Annotated in this window: 15 protein-coding genes and 1 tRNA gene; 11 read left to right on the forward strand and 5 right to left on the reverse strand. The window is 48.1% G+C overall.

Features of this window, described 5'->3' with window-relative positions; genetic code table 11:
• The first annotated feature begins 34 nt into the window (after window positions 1-34).
• The 4 genes from CAP50_RS10265 (at window position 35) to scpB (ending at window position 3,915) form a co-directional block, all read left to right on the forward strand.
• Window positions 35-1,144: an LpxL/LpxP family acyltransferase gene (locus CAP50_RS10265; RefSeq protein ID WP_100749920.1), complete on the forward strand. Its 1,110-nt coding sequence runs from the start codon at window positions 35-37 to the stop codon at window positions 1,142-1,144.
• Between the two features lie 148 nt (window positions 1,145-1,292).
• The gene (locus tag CAP50_RS10270) at window positions 1,293-2,360 is read left to right on the forward strand and encodes a tryptophan--tRNA ligase (RefSeq protein WP_100749921.1); all 1,068 of its coding nucleotides are present in this window, start codon (window positions 1,293-1,295) and stop codon (window positions 2,358-2,360) included.
• A gap of 45 nt (window positions 2,361-2,405) precedes the next feature.
• A complete protein-coding gene (locus CAP50_RS10275) occupies window positions 2,406-3,323 on the forward strand; it encodes a segregation and condensation protein A (RefSeq protein ID WP_100749922.1) in 918 nt (305 codons plus the stop codon).
• Window positions 3,324-3,348: 25 nt separating this feature from the next.
• On the forward strand, window positions 3,349-3,915 hold the full coding sequence (gene scpB, locus CAP50_RS10280; RefSeq protein ID WP_100749923.1) for an SMC-Scp complex subunit ScpB: 567 nt from the start codon (window positions 3,349-3,351) through the stop codon (window positions 3,913-3,915).
• A gap of 81 nt (window positions 3,916-3,996) precedes the next feature.
• Here the strand turns inward: scpB and lolA are convergent, their stop codons facing one another.
• The 3 genes from lolA to rplU all read right to left on the reverse strand — a co-directional run bounded on the left by lolA (window position 3,997) and on the right by rplU (window position 5,877).
• Window positions 3,997-4,683: an outer membrane lipoprotein chaperone LolA gene (gene lolA / locus CAP50_RS10285; protein WP_100749924.1), complete on the reverse strand. Its 687-nt coding sequence runs from the start codon at window positions 4,681-4,683 to the stop codon at window positions 3,997-3,999.
• Between the two features lie 532 nt (window positions 4,684-5,215).
• Entirely contained in the window at window positions 5,216-5,473 is a 258-nt protein-coding gene (gene rpmA, locus CAP50_RS10290) for a 50S ribosomal protein L27 (protein WP_075100627.1), read from the reverse strand.
• 92 nt (window positions 5,474-5,565) lie between these two features.
• On the reverse strand, window positions 5,566-5,877 hold the full coding sequence (gene rplU, locus CAP50_RS10295; RefSeq protein WP_075100626.1) for a 50S ribosomal protein L21: 312 nt from the start codon (window positions 5,875-5,877) through the stop codon (window positions 5,566-5,568).
• A 751-nt stretch (window positions 5,878-6,628) separates the two neighbouring features.
• Here rplU and CAP50_RS10300 point away from each other — a divergent pair.
• The 5 genes from CAP50_RS10300 to hemB all read left to right on the forward strand — a co-directional run bounded on the left by CAP50_RS10300 (window position 6,629) and on the right by hemB (window position 15,946).
• Window positions 6,629-7,654, forward strand: coding sequence for a polyprenyl synthetase family protein (locus CAP50_RS10300; protein ID WP_100749925.1), 1,026 nt, complete (start codon window positions 6,629-6,631; stop codon window positions 7,652-7,654).
• A 594-nt stretch (window positions 7,655-8,248) separates the two neighbouring features.
• Entirely contained in the window at window positions 8,249-9,661 is a 1,413-nt protein-coding gene (locus CAP50_RS10305) for an efflux RND transporter periplasmic adaptor subunit (protein WP_075100624.1), read from the forward strand.
• Between the two features lie 35 nt (window positions 9,662-9,696).
• On the forward strand, window positions 9,697-12,927 hold the full coding sequence (locus tag CAP50_RS10310) for an efflux RND transporter permease subunit (protein ID WP_100749926.1): 3,231 nt from the start codon (window positions 9,697-9,699) through the stop codon (window positions 12,925-12,927).
• Window positions 12,924-14,732 carry an efflux transporter outer membrane subunit gene (locus CAP50_RS10315; RefSeq protein ID WP_100749927.1) on the forward strand — a complete coding sequence of 603 codons (1,809 nt, stop codon included), beginning with the start codon at window positions 12,924-12,926 and terminating at the stop codon, window positions 14,730-14,732. The genes CAP50_RS10310 and CAP50_RS10315 overlap by 4 nt, the downstream gene beginning before the upstream one ends.
• A 206-nt stretch (window positions 14,733-14,938) precedes the next feature.
• Window positions 14,939-15,946 (forward strand): porphobilinogen synthase, encoded by a 1,008-nt coding sequence (gene hemB / locus CAP50_RS10320; protein WP_075100621.1) that lies wholly within the window; start codon window positions 14,939-14,941, stop codon window positions 15,944-15,946.
• A gap of 162 nt (window positions 15,947-16,108) precedes the next feature.
• Here hemB and CAP50_RS10325 read toward each other — a convergent pair whose 3' ends face one another.
• Entirely contained in the window at window positions 16,109-17,086 is a 978-nt protein-coding gene (locus CAP50_RS10325) for a glutathione S-transferase family protein (protein ID WP_100749928.1), read from the reverse strand.
• A gap of 310 nt (window positions 17,087-17,396) precedes the next feature.
• On the opposite strand from CAP50_RS10325, the gene CAP50_RS10330 reads away from it, so the two are divergent.
• A tRNA-Val gene (locus CAP50_RS10330) sits at window positions 17,397-17,473 on the forward strand.
• Between the two features lie 414 nt (window positions 17,474-17,887).
• Window positions 17,888-18,646, forward strand: a complete 759-nt coding sequence (gene truC, locus CAP50_RS10335) for a tRNA pseudouridine(65) synthase TruC (RefSeq protein ID WP_100749929.1) — start codon at window positions 17,888-17,890, stop codon at window positions 18,644-18,646.
• A 55-nt stretch (window positions 18,647-18,701) separates the two neighbouring features.
• Here truC and CAP50_RS10340 read toward each other — a convergent pair whose 3' ends face one another.
• The gene (locus CAP50_RS10340; protein ID WP_100749930.1) at window positions 18,702-19,640 is read right to left on the reverse strand and encodes a response regulator; all 939 of its coding nucleotides are present in this window, start codon (window positions 19,638-19,640) and stop codon (window positions 18,702-18,704) included.
• Between the last annotated feature and the right edge of the window lie 14 nt (window positions 19,641-19,654).

The raw sequence follows: 19,654 nt of genomic DNA on the forward strand, positions 1-19,654 counted from the left end.
TCATGATAGTAACTTTTATTACCTCATCCTTATTATGAAAGCGCCAGAACAATACGACCCCAGCAAGCACCCAAAGACTGATGTATCAGGCTCACGCCCTGCGTCGCCTAATCATATGGCCACAAACAACAGCAAATCACCTGCCATCCCTGCCGGTACGCCGACCATCACACAAAACCACAAACGCACCGCACAAGCAGAAAAAAAGCCTTTTGAATGGCAGTTTTTGTTGCCCAAATACTGGGGCATTTGGCTATTATTCTTTTTTATATTACCGATGATATATCTACCGCTGCGTTGGCAGTTTTGGTTGGGCCGTAAGCTAGGTATTTTGGTTTATACCGTAGCAGGCACGCGTCGGCGTGATACGCTGATAAATCTTAGGCTGGCCTTTCCAGAAAAACCAGAAGCTGAGCGCGAGCTGATGGCAAAGCAAGTGTTTGTCAACCAGGGCATCGGTGTGTTTGAGACCTTGTGTGCTTGGTTTCGCCCCAATGTCTTTACTCGTACTGTCTCAATCTCAGGACTACAGCATTTGGTTAATGCGCAAAACGACAATCGCCCTGTGATTTTGTTGGGTGCTCATTACACCATGCTGGATTTGGGCGGCTTGCTAAGCGCGCAGTTTTTCCCTGTCGATTGTATGTATCGACCTCAAAACAATCCATTGCTCGATTGGTTTATCTACAACGGCCGCACCACTATCTTTGGTAAGCAAATCTCTAGCCGCGATATGCGCAGCTTGGTCACCTCAATCAAAGCTGGACACGTGATTTGGTACTCACCCGATCAGGATTATGGCCTCAAACAAGGGGTGATGGCACCGTTTTTTGGCGTACCAGCAGCCACCATTACCGCCGCCAGACGTATGGCAAAACTGGGTGACAAACAGCATCCACCTGCGCTCATGGCACTGCATACCTATCGGCAAACGCCTGATAACTTACCGCGAGGCAAACGTCCTCATTATCACCTGACCATTACCCCAGCGCTGGAGAACTATCCTAGTAATGATGAGGTGGCTGATGCAACACGTGTCAATGAGATATTAGAAGGACTGATTCGTATTGATCCGACTCAGTGGATGTGGTTCCATCGCCGCTTCAAAAACGGCCCTGATGGTCGTACAGATATTTATAAGTAGACATTGATACCCAAACAAAGCAGTAGCTAAATTTGTTATAATTTGCGCCATCAAATTGAGTCGTTGACGTCAATACCACTCTTTTACTTAAGCAAAAATACTAATATCACTCTAATAAATTAAAAAGTAAACCAACCACGGATTTTTCATGACTAATCAAACTGACGCCCTTAATAAAGAACACAAACGCATCCTCACTGGCATCAAACCGACAGGTATCCCGCATCTAGGTAACTATGTCGGTGCCATTCGTCCAGCGATTGAGTCGATCCAAAATAGCGACGATGAGGCGTTTTTCTTTTTGGCCGACTATCACGGCATCATCGGCTGCTACGATCCTGCCGTCATCCATGAGTCAACCAAAATCATTGCTGCGACGTGGATTGCTTGTGGTCTTGACCCTGAGCGTGTGACGTTTTATCGTCAGTCGGATGTGCCTGAGATACCAGAGCTGGCTTGGATTTTGAACTGCTCATGCGCCAAAGGTCTGATGAACCGTGCCCATGCCTATAAAGCGGCAGTCGATATCAATACAGAAAAAGCCGATGTCGATCCAGATCAAGGCATCAACATGGGGCTGTTTGGCTATCCTGTACTCATGGCGGCGGACATATTGATGTTCAACGCTACCCACGTTCCCGTAGGCCGTGACCAAGTACAGCACATCGAAATGGCGCGTGACATCGCTGGCACCTTTAACCATCGCTACAAACCGCTCTTTACCCTCCCCTCAGCGGTCGTTGATGAAGACATACCTTTGCTGACAGGGCTTGATGGTCGTAAGATGAGCAAAAGCTATAGCAACACCATTCCTCTATTTGGTGAGACCAATCCACAAGTCAGCGCTGAAAAGCAAATGCACAAAGCCATCATGAAAATCGTCACCAACTCGCAATTGCCTGATGAGCCAAAAGACCCTGATGACTCAGCACTCTTTGAGATTTACAAAGCGTTTGCCACTGCTGAAGAAATCGCTGATATGCGCGCACAGTATGCCGCTGGTATCGGCTGGGGTGATGCCAAGCAAGTATTGTTTGATAAAATAAATAGCGAGATTGCGCCATTTCGCGCGCGTTATGAGGAGCTGATGGCCAACCCCAAAGAGCTTGAAGAAATCCTACAAATGGGGGCAAACAAAGCGCGCCGTCATAGCCGCAAACAGTTAGATAAGGCGCGCCGTGCTATTGGAATACGTCCACTTGCCAAACTTAAATAGCTCCTTACGTGGCAAAGTACGTCGCCATCAGGACAGGTGCTAAACATGCAAACCTCAACGACCAAACAATCAGCCGCTTTAGATAAAGCGGCTTTGTCTGCTAGCACGCCTGACAAAAAAGACAGCACCGCTATCAGCCAAATACCGCTACGTATCTATCAAACGCCTGTACAACATCTGCCCGATGATCTGTACGTGCCGCCTGGGGCCTTTGCCATTTGGCTTGAGCAATTTGCCGGGCCACTTGATTTTTTATTGTATCTGGTCAAAAAAAACAACGTCGATCTCACGCAAATGCCCATCTTGCCTATCACAGAGCAGTATCTGGCTTATATCAGTGAGCTAGATACCGAGCATTTTGAGCTGGCGGGCGACTACTTACTGATGGCATCCACATTGATTGCGATCAAATCTGAACTGCTGCTGCCCACGCCTGAGGTGCCAAGCGATGAGCGTGACCCAAAGGCAGAGCTGATCGAGCGCCTTGAAGAATACGCACAGATCAAGGCGGTCAGTCAACGCTTGGACAATCTGGTGCGTCTTGAGCGTGATGTGTTTTTGGCGATGGTCAGCATGCCCAGCACCGAGGTGATGAGCGCCGAATTACCTAGCTATTCACCAACTCTGTTGATCGATAGTTTGTTTAAGATGCAGTTGCAGCCTGATTATCAGATGCACACCATCAAGGTCGATGCCGTGCCGCTGTCTGACCGTATCGCCAGCATCAGCCGTCAGCTAAGCACGGATGGCGCGCGCTCGTTTTATGAGCTGCTGGACAAAACCCAAGGTAAGATCGGTGTGGTGGTCAGCTTCGTTGCCGTCCTGGAGCTGATAAAACGGCAGCTGATTGGCGTTGTAAGTACCGATTTAGAAAGTCGCCCTAACGATGCTGGTACTGATGCTGATACAGGGTCTGCAGAAGACGACCACATAGGACAACTAACGCTACAATGGCTGGCTTAATATTTTTTAGTAGAGAATATATGCAATGACAGACAACCAGCACCAATCGCCAACACAGACGGACGATTATTTAGAGACGATGAGTAAGCATATCGAAGTGCTGTTGCACGCATCAGAGACACCTCTTACTGACACGGTCTTAAAAAAACAGCTGTCGTTAACGGTCGAAGAGCTGACCCAAGCGCTAGAGCGGTTACAATTACGCTTAGCCAGCGGCGTGCTCAGTCTGCACAAGACCGCTAGTGGTTATCGACTGCAAATCTCAGATGACTATAGCGCGCTCATTCAGCGCGTGTTTCCGCAGCGTCAAGAGCGCCTAAGCCAAGCCCTGCTTGAGACTCTAAGCGTCATCGCCTATAAGCAGCCTGTGACCCGTAGCGATATCGAGCACGTACGCGGCGTGACGCTATCGAGTAATATCTTGCGCCAACTGTTTGATAAAGGCTGGATCGTCGAGGACGGCTATAAAGACACCTTAGGGCGCCCTGCACTGCTGCATACCACGCCGCAGTTTTTGGACGCCTTTGGGCTGACGCATTTGGATGAACTGCCGCCTATGCCAGACATGGAAGCTATCCAAGCGATGTCTTAGAGTCCTGCTGCCATAAAAAAGGACAAACCACGCAAGGCTTGTCCTTTTTTTATCCATAGTCGTTTGTTTTGAAGACTAAACTTACTGATTGATGACGTCCACACCCTTTGGCGGGGTAAATTTAAACTGGCTACTACCAATACTGGGGTTTAGCTTGATATTGCTAAACTTGATAGACGTAGTCTGACCCAAACTGTCATTGAGCACCATCATCACAGGCTTACCGCCGCTAAAGCTCATCGACAGGCTCTTAAAGCTCGCGCTATCGGCTTTTGGATAAAGCACGTAGTAGTTTTTATTGTCATAAGGCTGGGTGATTTTGAAGTTTTTATCAATTTTACTGGGATCACCCGACAGCAATAACGCTGGCGTGTTGCCTACTTGGCTATCGACATTTTGTTTGGTCGCTTGCTCTAAGTCTTTGTCATAGACCCACATCGAGTTGCCGTTGGCCACGATAAGCTGCTGCGACGGGGATTTGGTTTCCCAGCGAAAATTATTGGGACGCTGTACACTCATCGTGCCTGTAAAGGTGCCGCTATTGGCGCCTTTGGTGGTTTGGCTAAAGTTTGCGGTCATACTTTTGGTGTTTGCCAAAAGCTTATTTAAGCGCTTAGCGGCCGTTAAATTGTCCGCAGGGGCGGCGGTTGCTGATTGGCTGATCGCCATCATAGGAGCAGCCACGCCAAGCGATGTCATCAATACACCTGTCAACGCACTGCTCATCAGTTTTTGTGTTAAAGTGGTTGGTTTGCTAGATAACGTCATACTCATTCCTCTCTCAACATGCAAATCGCATAAAAATAAAATGTCTTCATTAAAATTGTTTTTTTCAATAAGTGCTTATCCCGCGCCAAAAAATCGACGTGAGTAAACAATGCAGACAGTGTGCCAGTTTTTTTATTACACGCCTAGTCATCGTTTGCAATCTTTACTACGGCTGCCATACACGCTTGTAACTGATTGACGCGCGGCGATTGTACATCATAAACCAAACGCACTGCCCTATGGCGCGATTGGGTAAGTTTTTTTAGATTCCTTCCAAACCGGTCGTCTAATAGACCAATAGCCGTCTTTTAAACTCGTAATCTGACATACAATGGCTGATACAAAGCGCCCAACAAAACACTTAGCTCAAAGCACTTAGTACAAAACGCTCAATAACGTTCGTGAGAAATGACTGGCATAAAAAAAGCTCCTACTGCCCTCAGACAGTAGAAGCTTTTTTGTTGTCATTTTATACAAATGAAAGATAAATAAAATGACGTCGCATCATTGCTAAGCCGTTATAGGCCATGAATTATGCGCTTTCAACCGATACATAACGACGGTTGAACTTACCTTTGGTCGCAAACTTTACAACGCCGTCATTTAGGGCAAATAAAGTATGGTCACGACCCATGCCAACGCCTTCGCCTGCGTGGAACTCTGTACCACGTTGACGTACGATGATGTTACCAGCTGTGATAGCTTGGCCACCAAAGATTTTTACGCCGAGCATTTTTGGGTTTGAATCACGACCGTTACGAGTCGAACCGGCAGCTTTTTTATGTGCCATGAGAAAATCTCCTTGTTAATGTGACTTACCGCCAATGCGATAACTCTTAAGCATTTAGTGCGCTAGTTTAGCGATAATCGCTAAATAGGGAATTAGGCATTAATGGCTTTGATTTTTAACAAGGTGTACCATTGGCGGTGACCTTGCTCTTTGTGATAGTGCTTACGACGGTTGTGCTTGATGATACGGATTTTTTCGCCGCGACCATGCTCAACCACTTCAACTTCTACGCTAGCGCCTTCAACAACAGGCTGACCGATTTTGACGTTATCGCCGTCAACAACCATCAACACGTCTTCTAGTTTGATTGTCTCGCCTTTTTCTGCTTTTAGTAGCTCAACTTTTAAAAGCTCATCGACGACAACGCGGTGCTGCTTACCACCAGTTTTGATTACTGCGTACATTGTATGACTCCGTTTAACCCGTGTGCCGTGGCTGATGTTATATCAACGCTTCGATAACGAACACGACAGGGAAAAATTAAAGGCAAGATTTTACGGCTTTTTGCTCATAAAAGCAAGCCGCGCCTCTTGTTTTTGTAAGGTGGTTACCTAAATACCATCGTCCGTATCTCTCTGCTTGTCAGTGATGATCAAGCTTTATAAAGGTGTTCGCTATTGCTACACACTTTTTATGGCCTGTGACTGTTTATAACTTACAATCAATGATTGTGAATGCCCAGTTACTTAGTCTAGGGCGTGTCTTTATTTCAAAAATGGTGATAAAAATGAGCTACATTGCGGCCAAACAAGGAAAATAGCGCCGTTAATATCGGGATATTGACCCGCTATTTGATGATGTTTGGCAAAATTTGGCCATTTTTAGCCCATTTAGATAACTATCGAGTGAATTGAAGACACACGCTAGCAGACACGCTAGCAAATACGACGCATGGCTAATGCCTAACGGTGGCCATTATAGCTTATATAATCAGTGACTTACAGTGCTTTATTTACTCTTTGGTTGTTTTTAATGTCTATTCTCGGTTGGCTGTTAGCGTCTACCTTCCCAGCCCAGTACCTATCCGCGTCAGCGCACTACACTTTAACCAACCATTCAAAAACACAGCTATGCTATTATAACCAAAACGACGCCTTTGCTATATAAGACCGAGGCTACCAAACTTTTTTATTTTGACTGATATGACGATTTATTATGACCAGTACCCTTTTAGACACGAATACGCCTAACGCTCAGCCCACGCCCAGCTATGCCGATATCCAAAGTATCGTGGCCGATGATTTTGAGATCATGGACAAACAAGTATTTGGCAGCCTGAACTCCAAAGTACAACTCGTCATGAGCGTCTCACAGCATGTGATCAATGCAGGGGGCAAACGTATGCGCCCACTTATCACCTTGCTATGTGCTCGTATGTTTGATGACAACCCATCACAATCAGCCATGCATTTGGCGGCCATCACAGAGATGCTGCATACTGCGACGCTGGTACACGATGATGTCATTGATGAGTCAGGTCAGCGCCGCGGCAAGCCCACGGCCAATGCCACGTGGGACAACGCCACCGCCGTACTGGTCGGTGATTATCTGATCGCCCGTGCCTTTAATTTATTGGTTGGTTTTCAAAGCTTGCCGCTATTGCAAGTATTCTCTGATGGCACCTGTGATATCGCTGAAGGCGAAGTCTTGCAGTTGCAGCATCAGCATAATCCTGAGGCCACTGAGACCGATTATCTCAACATCATCGATGGCAAAACCTCACGGCTGTTTATGATGGCGACCCAAGGCGCGGCGATTTTGCAAGGCAAGACAGAATATATGCCAGTGCTTGGCAATTTTGGCCAGCACTTCGGCAACGCCTTTCAAATCATCGATGATGTGCTCGACTACAGCGGCGACAGTGAGCTGATGGGTAAAAACCTTGGTGATGACTTGGCTGAAGGCAAGCCGACACTACCGACCATCAAAGCTCTTGAGCTCCTCAAGCAAAGCGACCATGAGGGTTATGAGCAATTAAGAGTCGCTGTACAAACGGGCAAAACCCCCAATGCCGCGCAGCTCATCGAACTGGTCCGTCAATCGGGTGCTTTAGACTACTGTAAGCTGCGCGCCTTAGAAGAAACCAAGCTGGCGCAACAGGCGCTTGAGAGCTTGCCTGACAACCGCTACCGTCATGGTCTGTATCAATTGACTGAGCTTGCCAGCGCGCGCTTGCTATAGGTTGTAATGTCATTAGTAGTAAGATCGTCGCACTCTTTGTCCAATGACCGAGTGATTAAGCGTTTATTTCCGCGGTCACAATTATGGCTTGCCAACGCCGATTTTTTGTAGACAGAGGCGACTTAGGCAGCAAAAAACACCTTAATAGTTATAGGGCTTTGCATTTTTAACAAAAGTTAACATTTATTTTTGCTGATTAATAGGCGGTTAGGGCTGCTCAGTTATTTGACATAACGCTGATATCACGGATAGTTAGCACTTATAGCGCTGCCAACATTGCTGATTTTTATGACAATCCGCGATATTAGTCACTTGACTGTGGGGTTACCCCTATAGTTTATAATTATTTATTCATTTTATACATCCATGTTGCCGCTTACTCATAGGTCTCCTACCCCTAAGCGGCGACTAAAACACAAAGCGTCTTACCGCGGTACCTCATTGATATAGCGCTATCAGATGTCCTAGTAGCGAGGTTTTGAATATGGTATAGGTGCTTTGAATCAATATTAATTTTTATATTCAATACGCTTAGGTTTATTGATAAACTTTTTATACTGCCATTATTCTTTATACATATTGCCGAGGACATTGATGAAGCATTCTACTCTTGCGCTTGTAATAGCATCTGTACTATCTGGAGCTGTACTGGTTGGCTGTGACAAAAACGAGGACGCCGCTGGCGCTGAAGCCGCTCAGCAGCAGATGCCGCCTGCGGTCGTCAACGTCCAAACCGTTACATTTGATACCGTCCCTCAAGTACAGACATTCTCTGGACGTACCGCCGCGTATCAAACCGCTGACGTCCGCCCACAGGTCAATGGTGTCATCGACGAAGTGCTGTTCCGTGAAGGAAGCAACGTCAAAAAAGGCCAGCCCCTTTATCGCATCAATACCGACAACTATGCGTCTTCTGTCGCCAGTGGGCAAGCCGCGGTGCAGCAAGCACAAGCCAACTATCAGACAGCACAGGCCAACAACGCCAATGCCAAAGCTGAGCTAGCCAGCCGTCAAGCCTCATTGGCACAGGCGCAAAACGACTTACAACGTCTGCAAGGGCTGGTCGATATCGATGCCATCTCCAAGCAGCAATACGAACAAGCACAAACCGCGGTACGCACCGCACAAGCTGCTGTACAAAGCGCGGCGGCCGCTGTCGGACAGACCCAAGCGGGCATCGAAAGTGCCAAAGCAGGCATTCAAACGGCTAAGGCTGGGCTACAAGCCAGCACACTAGACCTCAACCGTACCATCGTACGTGCGCCATTGACGGGTCGCACGGACCGCTCAAGCGTGACGGCGGGTACACTAGTGAGCGCAGGTCAGCCCGATCCGTTGGTGACCATCTCTCGCTTAGACCCTATCTATGTCGATATCAGTCAGTCATCATCTGAGCTACTGAAGCTACGCCAACAAATATCTGAAGGCAAAGCACAGCCAGGTATGAACTCTGTAGAGCTGGTATTAGAAGACGGCTCGGTCTATCCGGTACGCGGTAAGCTTGCGCTGTCTGAGGCCAAAGTCGATGAATCCACAGGCGCGGTCACCTTGCGCGCGATTTTCCCAAATAGCAACAATATCTTGTTGCCAGGCATGTACGTCACCGCTCGCCTCACGCAGAGCGTCATCACCAACGCCGCCTTAGTACCACAAAGTGCGGTCATGCGTACGCCTAAAGGCGACACGCAAGTGTACATCGCTGACAAAAACAACAAAATCCAAGTGCGTCCAGTCACCATCAATGGTACTTATGATGGACAATGGATCGTCACAGATGGCCTGCAAGCGGGTGATAAAGTGGTCGTTATTGGTGGCTCGAAGGTCAAACCTGAGCAAGAAGTGGTGGTAAAACCACTAGAGAGCGCCAATCCAGCACCATCTGCAAAAGGTGCTGAGGCCAAAACACCGCAGCAAGCGGCAAAAACAATGGATAAGAAGCCAGCTGGTAATGACACCTCTGAAAACAACGCTACCAAAGAAAAATCTACAGAAGCCGCTGCTAACTAATTCCATTCAAAGATAGGAAGACTTAGGGATATACTATGTCACGTTTTTTTATTAATCGCCCTATTTTTGCATGGGTGCTGGCTATTTTGGTCATGCTCATCGGGGTGATATCGGTCATCAATCTACCGATCGAACAGTATCCACGTATTGCACCGCCGACGATTTCGGTGAGTGCCAGCTATCCTGGTGCCAACGCCCAGACCGTCGAAGATTCCGTTGTCCAGATCATTGAACAACGTATGAAGGGCCTTGATGGTCTGATGTATATGTCATCGTCGAGCTCCTCAAACGGTAGCGCCTCTGTGACGCTCACCTTTGAAAACGGCACAGACCCTGATACGGCACAGGTACAAGTACAAAACAAACTACAAGCGGCCATGAGCTCGCTACCTGAGTCGGTGCAGCGTCAAGGCGTCAACGTCAACAAATCCTCCAGCAGCTTTTTGATGGTACAGGGTTTTATCTCCGAAGACGGTAGTATGGATCGTGCGGATATCGCCGACTATATCAACTCAAACGTCGTCGATCAGCTAAGCCGTGTCGAAGGGGTGGGTGAAGTACAGGTGTTCGGTTCGGCGTATGCCATGCGTATATGGCTGGACCCTGCGCGCTTGCGTAGCTACAACATGGTGCCCTCTGATGTGGTCAATGCGGTACGCTCACAAAACGCGCAAGTCTCAGCCGGTCAGTTAGGGCAAGCACCTGCTGACACCGATCGACAAGTCATCAACGCCACCGTCACCGTACAGAGCTATCTACAAACTCCTGAAGAGTTTAAAGATATCTTGCTAAAAACAGACACATCGGGCGCGCAAGTACGCCTCGGCGATGTCGCTGATGTCGAAATCGGTAGTGAAAACTATAGCGTCATCTCCTTGTATAACGGTCAAGAAGCGGCAGGTCTAGGTATCTCATTGGCTGCAGGCGCAAACGCGCTAGAGACCCGTGAGGCGGTCGGCGCACGTATGGCTGAGCTAGAAGCCAACTTCCCAGCAGGCCTTATCTCTGTTGTGCCTTATGACACCACGCCATTCGTACGTTTGTCTATCGAGCAAGTGGTTCATACACTGATCGAAGCGATCGTGCTGGTATTTATCGTCATGTTTATTTTCTTACAGAACTGGCGCGCCACTATCATTCCGACCCTTGCTGTCCCTGTCGTTCTACTCGGTACTTTTGCTGTACTGTATGTCGCAGGGTTTAGTGTCAACGTCTTGACCATGTTTGCGATGGTACTGTCCATCGGTCTGTTGGTCGATGATGCCATCGTCGTGGTAGAAAACGTCGAGCGTATTTTAGAAGAAGATCCGCATATCTCTATCAAGGATGCCACCCTACAGTCTATGGGTGAAATCAGTAAAATCGTTATCGGTATTGCCTTGATATTGTCAGCGGTATTCGTACCGATGGCTTTCTTTGGCGGCTCGACTGGGGTTATTTACCGTCAGTTCTCCATCACCTTGATCACCAGTATGGTGCTCTCTGCCTTGGTCGCGCTGATCTTTACGCCAGCGCTGTGTGTGACCCTACTAAAACGTAGTAAGAGTCACGAAAAAGGCAGCAACGAAGAACAAAAAGGCTTTTTTGGCTGGTTCAACCGCGGCTTCTTTAAACTTAGCCGCTCGTATGAAAACTTCGTTGGTAAGAGTATTCGGTTTAAGTGGCTATATCTGATCGGCTATGCCGCCATCATCGGTATCATGGCAGTGGTGTTCTTGCGTATTCCAGGTTCGTTTTTGCCAGAAGAAGACCAAGGTATTATGTTTACCTTAGTCCAGCTTCCTGCTGGCGCCACGCTAGATGAAACACAAGACGTGCTCGATAAAGTCAGTAACTATTACGACACGCAAGAAGGCGACAATATCGCCTCTGTCTTTACCATTGCAGGCTTTAGTTTTGCTGGACAAGGGCAAAACATGGGTCTGGCCTTTGTGCGCTTATCTGACTGGGCGGATCGTCCTGGTGAAGAAAACACCGCACAGGCTGTCGCTGATCGTGCCATGGGATATTTCTTTACCCAACTAAACGAAGCACAAGTCTTTGCCATCGTTCCACCAGCGATTACTGAGCTGGGTAACGCCAGTGGTTTTGACTTGATGATTCAGGATACCGGCAACCTCGGACACGAAGGCTTGCTCGAGGCGCGTAATATGCTGCTTGGCATGGCCGCCCAAAACGATCAAGTCGCAGGTGTGCGCCCTAACGGCCAAGAAGATGCGCCGCAGCTCAAAGTCAATATCAACCAAGAGCAGGCTGCCGCTTATGGCCTATCGCTTGGCAGCATCAATAGTGTTATTTCTACAGCTTGGGGCTCAAGCTATATCAATGACTTCGTCGATCGTGGTCGTATCAAACGCGTCTTTGTCCAAGGCGAGCCTAGCAGCCGTACCAACCCAGATGACATCGGTAAGTGGTATGTACGTAATGATACGGGCGATATGATTTCATTTGATGCGTTCTCTAGCAGCGAATGGCAATCAGGCTCTCCGCGTCTGACCCGTTATAACAGCTTGCCTTCTATGAACATCCAAGGTAGCGCTGCGCCTGGTCTTAGTACAGGTGAGGCAATGAGCGCGATGGAAGCCATGATGGAAAAACTGCCTGATGGCGTCGGCTACGAATGGACGGGTATGTCACTTGAGGAGCAAAAATCAGGTGCCCAAGCGCCCATGCTATATGCGCTGTCTATCTTAGTGGTATTCTTATGCCTAGCCGCTCTATATGAAAGCTGGTCCATCCCCTTCTCTGTCCTACTGGTGATTCCACTTGGGGTATTGGGAGCGGTGATATTTACCTGGCTACGCGGCTTTAACAACGATATTTACTTACAGGTGGGTCTACTCACCGTCGTTGGTCTGTCTGCCAAAAACGCGATTTTGATTATCGAGTTTGCCAAAGAGCACCAAGAAGAAGGCTATAGTCTAAAAGAGGCGGTAATGACCGCAGCACGTCAACGTCTGCGCCCAATTATCATGACCTCACTTGCCTTTGGACTCGGTGTTGTGCCATTATTCCTCGCCACAGGACCAGGTTCGGGCAGTCAAAACGCCATTGGTACCAGTGTGGTCGGCGGGGTTGTCACCGCGACATTCTTAGGTATCTTCTTTATCCCTATGTTCTACATCTGGGTGCGTAGTTTGTTCCCGCACAAATATGAGAACAATCAACCGAATGATAAAGATGGTGGCAGTGGCCCAACTGGCCCACAAACCCCAACGCCTTCTGAAAGTTATCAGCCTGCAAGCTTTGGAGACAATACACAATGAGTGCTCAAAAAACCTTAACCCTAAGCTCAGCTGCGGTAGCCAACATGGCTACCCCTGCCCACCCAACGCGGGCAGCACTGCGCAAAAACGGCGGTCGTCTTATCGGCTTGACCGCCTTGGCGCTCAGCATGGCAGCCTGTAACACCATTCCAAAGGCGGATATGCGTCCTGTATTGGCTGAGCCCAATGTGCCGATTGAGCAAACCTACGGCGCATTTGACAAAGAAACCGTCAGTAGTGGCGAGCAGCCAAGTATCGCAGGACAGCGCTGGCAGGACTTTTATAGCGATGAGCGCCTAAAAGGTCTGATTGCATTAGGACTGGAAAATAACAAAGACTTTGAAAGTGCGCGCCTTGCAATTGAGAAAGCGCGCGCGCAATATCAAATCACTGACATCAATGATTTGCCTGCGATCAACGCCAGTGGCGGCTACACGCGTCAAGCGCAAAATAGCGTCGACAAAAACCCCAACAGCAGCTATAACGTCAACCTAGGCTTGGCCAACTATGAGCTGGATTTTTGGGGCAAAATTGCCAGCTTAAAAGATCAAGCCTTGCAAAATTTCTTAGCGACGAGCGCCGCCAAAGACGCCACGCAAATCAGCCTGATTAGTAACATCGCCCAAAGCTATGCCAACCTAAGCTATAGCTTGGCGCAGCTAAAACTGGCAGAAGCCACTGCTGAGAGCCGTGAGCGCTCGCTGTTTATTGCCGACAAACGCTTTGAAGCTGGGGTCGATCCCAAACTGCCCTCATTACAAGCCAGCGCGTCTTTAGAAAATGCCAGACTGGCGGTACTACGCGCCCAGAGTAGTATTTTGACCTCGCGTAATGCCTTGCAGTATCTGATTGGCGCCCCGATTCCAAATGATTTGATTCCAGCGCCTGCCGTCAGCAATATCACAAGCCAGCAGATCTTTAATGCCGGCTTGCCAAGTGAGCTGTTGCGTTATCGCCCTGACGTCCTACAAGCAGAGTACAGCCTCAAAGCGGCTGGTGCCAATATCGAAGTGGCACGCGCTTCTTACTTCCCCTCTATCAGCCTAGCCAGTAGTGTAGGCGTGAGTAGTGGTAGTTTGGATGACTTGTTTAAGAGCGGCTCGGTGGGCTGGTCGTTTGGCCCAAGTATTAGCGTGCCTATCTTTGATGCAGGTCGCCTAGATGCCAACTACGACGTGGCCAAAATCGAGCGCGAGCAGACCTTGGCAAATTACGAAAAATCTATCCAAACCGCCTTCCGTGAAGTGTCAGATGTATTGGCCACACGTGCGACGCTAGGACAGCAGCTCGAAGCACAGTATCGTCTACAAGACAACTTTGAGCAAACCTATCAGATAGCAGATGCACGCTTTAAGGCTGGTATCGCAAACTATCTAGACGTACTCGATGCCCAGCGCTCGCTGTTCTCAACTCAGCAAGGTATCTTGGATTTGGAACTACAAAAAATCGTCAGCCAAATCGAGCTATACCAAGCGCTCGGTGGCGGTGCCAACCTTGATGTACCAACAGCCATTCCCGTACCACACAAAAACTTGGTACAATTGGTCAACTTACCTGCTAGCACCAACAAAGCAAAAGCAGTAAACGCTATCGAGGCTGCCAGCTCAGCACGGGTAGCCTCGCCGCAAGAAGCAGGTGCAATCAAGCAAGCGCAGGCCAAAGAGACCGCAAGCTTTGAGCCAACCGCGGTGGTCGATGTCAATGACGATGGTACAACAGATGCTGCGGTCGGGGTGATCAACGAAAAGACCACCTTTGACACCAGTACAGAGACCGTCCCTGTGACCCAGATCGTTGAACCATAAGCAGTCTTAACGAGGGCAAGGCAACACAATGCCCTAACAGTCGATACGTACCATCAGCCCTACCGACTTGGTAGGGCTTTTTGCTTTTGACCGTGGCTATTGGGTATAGTAGTCAGACCATACTAGCCAGCCTCACATAGCCGTATCAGACGGCAACGCTTAGAGCATGTAAAATTCATCAAACAAAACAAATATAAGGAATGATTATGAGCTATACCTTTAACCGCCAATATCCTGCCACTCGCTTGCGCCGCTTACGTTATAACGACAATGTACGCGCGATGATTCGTGAAGTGGAGCTACACCCCAAACACTTTATCGCCCCTGTTTTTGTCTTAGAAGGTAAAAATCAGCGTGAGGCCATCTCTAGCATGCCAGGGGTCGAGCGTCTATCTATCGATCTGCTGATCGATTATGCCAAAGCGCTATTAAATGAGGGCGTCACAACCATCGATATCTTCCCCGTCATTGACAACGCTCTAAAAACCCCAGACGGCAAAGCAGCCTACGATAAAAATGGCCTGACAGCGCGCGCAGTAAAAGCCGTAAAAGACGCCGTACCAGAAATGGTGGTGATGACTGACGTGGCACTGGACCCGTATACCTCACATGGCCAAGATGGTCTGCTCGACGATAGTGGCTATGTCATCAACGATGCCACCATCGAGGTATTGGTCAAGCAAGCCCTTGTCCATGCACAGGCTGGCGCTGATATTATCTCACCAAGTGACATGATGGATGGCCGCATCAAAGCCATGCGTGATGCCTTTGAGAGCGAAGGTCTTGTCAATACCGCTATCATGGCTTATTCTGCCAAATACGCCTCGGCTTATTATGGACCATTCCGTGATGCTGTCGGCAGTGCAGGCAACCTAAAAGGTGGGCACAAAAAACAATACCAAATGGACTTTGGTAACCGCGCCGAGGCTCTACACGAGGTGGCCATGGACATCAACGAAGGCGCCGATATGGTGATGATCAAGCCCGGTCAGCCTTATCTGGATTTGATTCGCGAAGTCAAAAACACCTTTGGCGTGCCGACTTTTGCTTATCAAGTATCTGGCGAATATGCCATGCACATGGCCGCGATTCAAAATGGCTGGCTGACTGATGCGGTGATCTTAGAGTCTTTGATTGGCTTTCGCCGCGCGGGTGCCGACGGCATCTTGACCTATTTTGCCTTAGAGGCAGCGCGTCAGCTAAACAACGCTTAAAGATAAGTTTAATCAATAACTTATCATTCAAAAACGCCCCAGCTAACATCGGTCAGCTGGGGCGTTTTTTGTTGTGAGATTTTTTATCAGTATCAGTTAACCTCTGCCTGCGAACCTCTTAAACACACAGACAATTTGATAAATAGTCACTTTAAAATAAACTTATGCCTTATCACGCTGATGTGGCGAATGAAAATCAATCGCAGGCCCGACAGGGACGATACGTGTTGGGTTGATATTGGTATGACTACCATAATAGTGCTGCTTGATATGCGTCATATTGACCGTCTCTGCGACGCCTGGCACTTGATACAACTCTCGCAGATAGCCCCACAGATTGGGGTAATCAACAATACGGCGTATGTTGCATTTAAAATGACCAAAATACACACTATCAAAACGCACAAGCGTGGTAAATAAGCGCCAATCTGCTTCTGTGATCGTCTGGCCGACCAAGTAGCGCTGCTGGGACAAGCGCGCCTCGAGCATGTCTAACGCCTCAAATAGCGCCGTCACTGCCTCTTCATAAGCAGCTTGCGTGGTAGCAAACCCTGCCTTATAGACGCCATTGTTTACCGCTGTATAGACCCTATCGTTGATCTCATCGATTTCGGCCACCTTCTCTGCTGGTAAAAAGTTACCAGCACGCGCGCCGACCTCATCAAAGGCGGTGTTAAACATACGGATGATCTCTGATGACTCATTGCTGACGATGGTATTGGTTTTTTTATCCCACAAGATAGGCACCGTGACGCGCCCTGTATAATCAGGCTTCGCCGCAACATATATCTCATAAGCATAATCGGCATCGTGTAGCGGATCAGCAATCACGCCCTCGCCCGCGGCAAACGTCCAGCCCTTATCACCCATAAATGGATGCACAACCGACAACGACACCATATCCTCCAAGCCCTTGAGCTTACGATAAATGGTGGTGCGATGCGCCCAAGGGCAAGCCAGCGATACATACAGATGATAACGGTTTGGCTCGGCTTTAAAACCGCCTACCCCTGATGGGCCTGCGCTACCGTCTGCGGTCACCCAGTTTCTAAAGCCTGCGTCCTCACGCTGGAAGCGGCCCCCACTGGATTTTGTGTCATACCACTGATCTTGCCACTTACCTTCGACTAATAATCCCATAATCTATCCCATTCTACGTTAATATCATCATAGCCTTGTCACCGTCATCATTGAGTGCTGACATCAAACAAAACAGTCTGAACAACGACCTCTGATCAAAACCATTGCTCTTTTATGAAAACCATTGCTCTTTTATGAAAACCAATGCGCCTTTATGAAAATCATAGTAACATCAATGCCGGTGATATCTCTATAAAGCCATAAAAAGCCTCAATCTGGAAGGGATTATAAGTATTTTCATAATAATTCAATTTTTTTATAAAAAAGGCTTGCAAAGTCTTAAAAACTTGCTAAAATGCTCAACCTAAATAGGCGTATAGCTCAGTTGGTTAGAGCGCTACCTTGACATGGTAGAGGTCGCTAGTTCGAATCTAGTTACGCCTACCAGATTCGAAAAGCCCCAATCTTTATGATTGGGGCTTTTTTTTATGTATCCCGTCCTGAAAGAAGAAGGTACTACTTATCGTTCGCTATTTTCTTGACAGCTTTAGCTTTGAATTCGTCACTGCAAGCTCTCACTTTCTTGATCATAGCAAACTCCGATTAATGAGCTTAGTTTATCAAGTTTCTCTCTACGGTTTTTTCAGCATGGCTCAGTCTGATAGTAGCAGTCATTTTCAGCAAGACGCTAAAAAAGCGATGTCGTCATTACTAAATAAAAGAGATACATTGTATACGACGGGTGCTGCGTAAAATTCATTCCAGTCTCGCTGTATCCTGTTTATATTGACCTGACTATATATAAAAACAGCTGATGTATAATGAATATAAAATGATAGCCTATACAGATGGGTAAAACATATGAATATCGAAAGTGATAGCGCCAGCCAAGTAGAGATTGTTTATGAAGATGAGTTTTTGGTGGCGATTAATAAAGAGGCGGGATTATTGGTGCATCGCAGCTGGCTGGATAAGGGCGAGACGCGCTTTGCTCTGCAGCTGACCCGTGATGCCGTAGGCTGTCATGTGTTTCCCGTACATCGTCTGGATCGGCCGACGTCAGGGGTATTACTGTTTGCCAAAAATGCGGACGTGGCGCGCTCGTTGACCGAGGCTTTTACTACGCGCAAGGTAACCAAGCAATATTTGGCGGTGGTGCGCGGCTTTATGCCAGAGCAAGGCTTTGTTGATCATGCGCTAAGCTTTCAGCCAGACGCCATCGCCGATAAGTTTGCCAATGTGGACAAACCCGCTCAAGAAGCGGTGACTCATTGGCAACGCTTAGCACAGATCGAGCTGCCATTTGCCGTATCAAAAAAGCACAATACCAGCCGCTATAGCCTCATGCGCTTGATGCCCATCACTGGCCGCAAGCATCAGTTGCGCCGGCATATGAAGCATTTGTTTCACCCTATCGTGGGTGATACCAGTCACGGCGATGGACGGCACAATCGATTTTTTCGTACTCAGTATGATTGCACGCGCATGCTACTGCATGCTCACAGTTTGGCGCTCAGCCATCCTGTCACCGGTGAGCCACTGCTACTAAAAGCAGGACTGGACGAGCAGTGGCGTCACATCATAGAGACCTTTGCTTGGACAGCGAGTATTACAGACTAGGGCGTGTTGAACATCCAAATGTTCAACACGCCCTAGGCGCAGGTATCCATCGCTGCTATTTACCGATGCGCCAGCTTTTTATTTTGGTAAAAAAACCTTTTATTCTCTCAGAAAAGCTAAACGCCTCGGACGCAGGCACTGCCTCGACCTGATGGCGCGCCGCCAGTATCGGCTGCTGGAGTAGTCGCTCATGATGATCAAAGGCGCGATCCAGACTGATACTCATCATAGAAAAATTGGTCGGTCGTGGTAAGCAGCGATACACTTGACCCTTATTGATTAAATCAATCACCATATGAGCATCTTTAAATTCAGTCAGCATCAACACCATTAAGTCTGGCTGGATGTTTTTTAGGGCATAAACCACAGGCGTGATGTTTTCTTCGTTGAGCGTGGCGTCAGCAATGGTGACCCCAAAGCGCTTTTTTTGTAATAAGCTTGCTGCCTGCTCCAGCGTGTTTGCCCAGCTCACTGTATAGGCACCCTTAAAATGACCTTTTATTTGCTGATAGACATGCTCGTCATCGTCTAATACCAGTAGATGGCGCTTGCCAGCTGCATTACTGTATGCAGAATGAGACAGTGCGGTGTCCCCAAAAACACTCGGGGCAATGTCTTGTGTTTGTTGAGCAATCTCTGTCGCTTTGTTGATGACGTCTTTTAGCTCGTCATTTTGCCAAGGTTTGGTGATATAACGATAAATCTCGCCTTCATTGACCGAATCAATCACCGCGTTTAGATCGGCATAGCCGGTCAATAAAATACGAATGGTATTTGGCGATTTTTCTTTGATATCACGCAGCACTTCTGTCCCTTGCTTATCTGGCATACGCTGATCACTGATGACCACTTGGACATCGTGGCGGCTGACATACGCCATCAGCTCGGCGGCATCAGTGGTGGTAAACACATCGTGCGACTGGCGAAAGTGCATCTTTAAACTGCGTAAAATGCGCGGTTCATCATCGATAAAGGCAATCTTTGGTTTTTGCATGTCATTCTCTTTAT

The sequence above is a fragment of the Psychrobacter sp. L7 genome (assembly GCF_002810365.1).
GTDB classification, from domain to species: Bacteria; Pseudomonadota; Gammaproteobacteria; order Pseudomonadales; family Moraxellaceae; genus Psychrobacter; species Psychrobacter celer.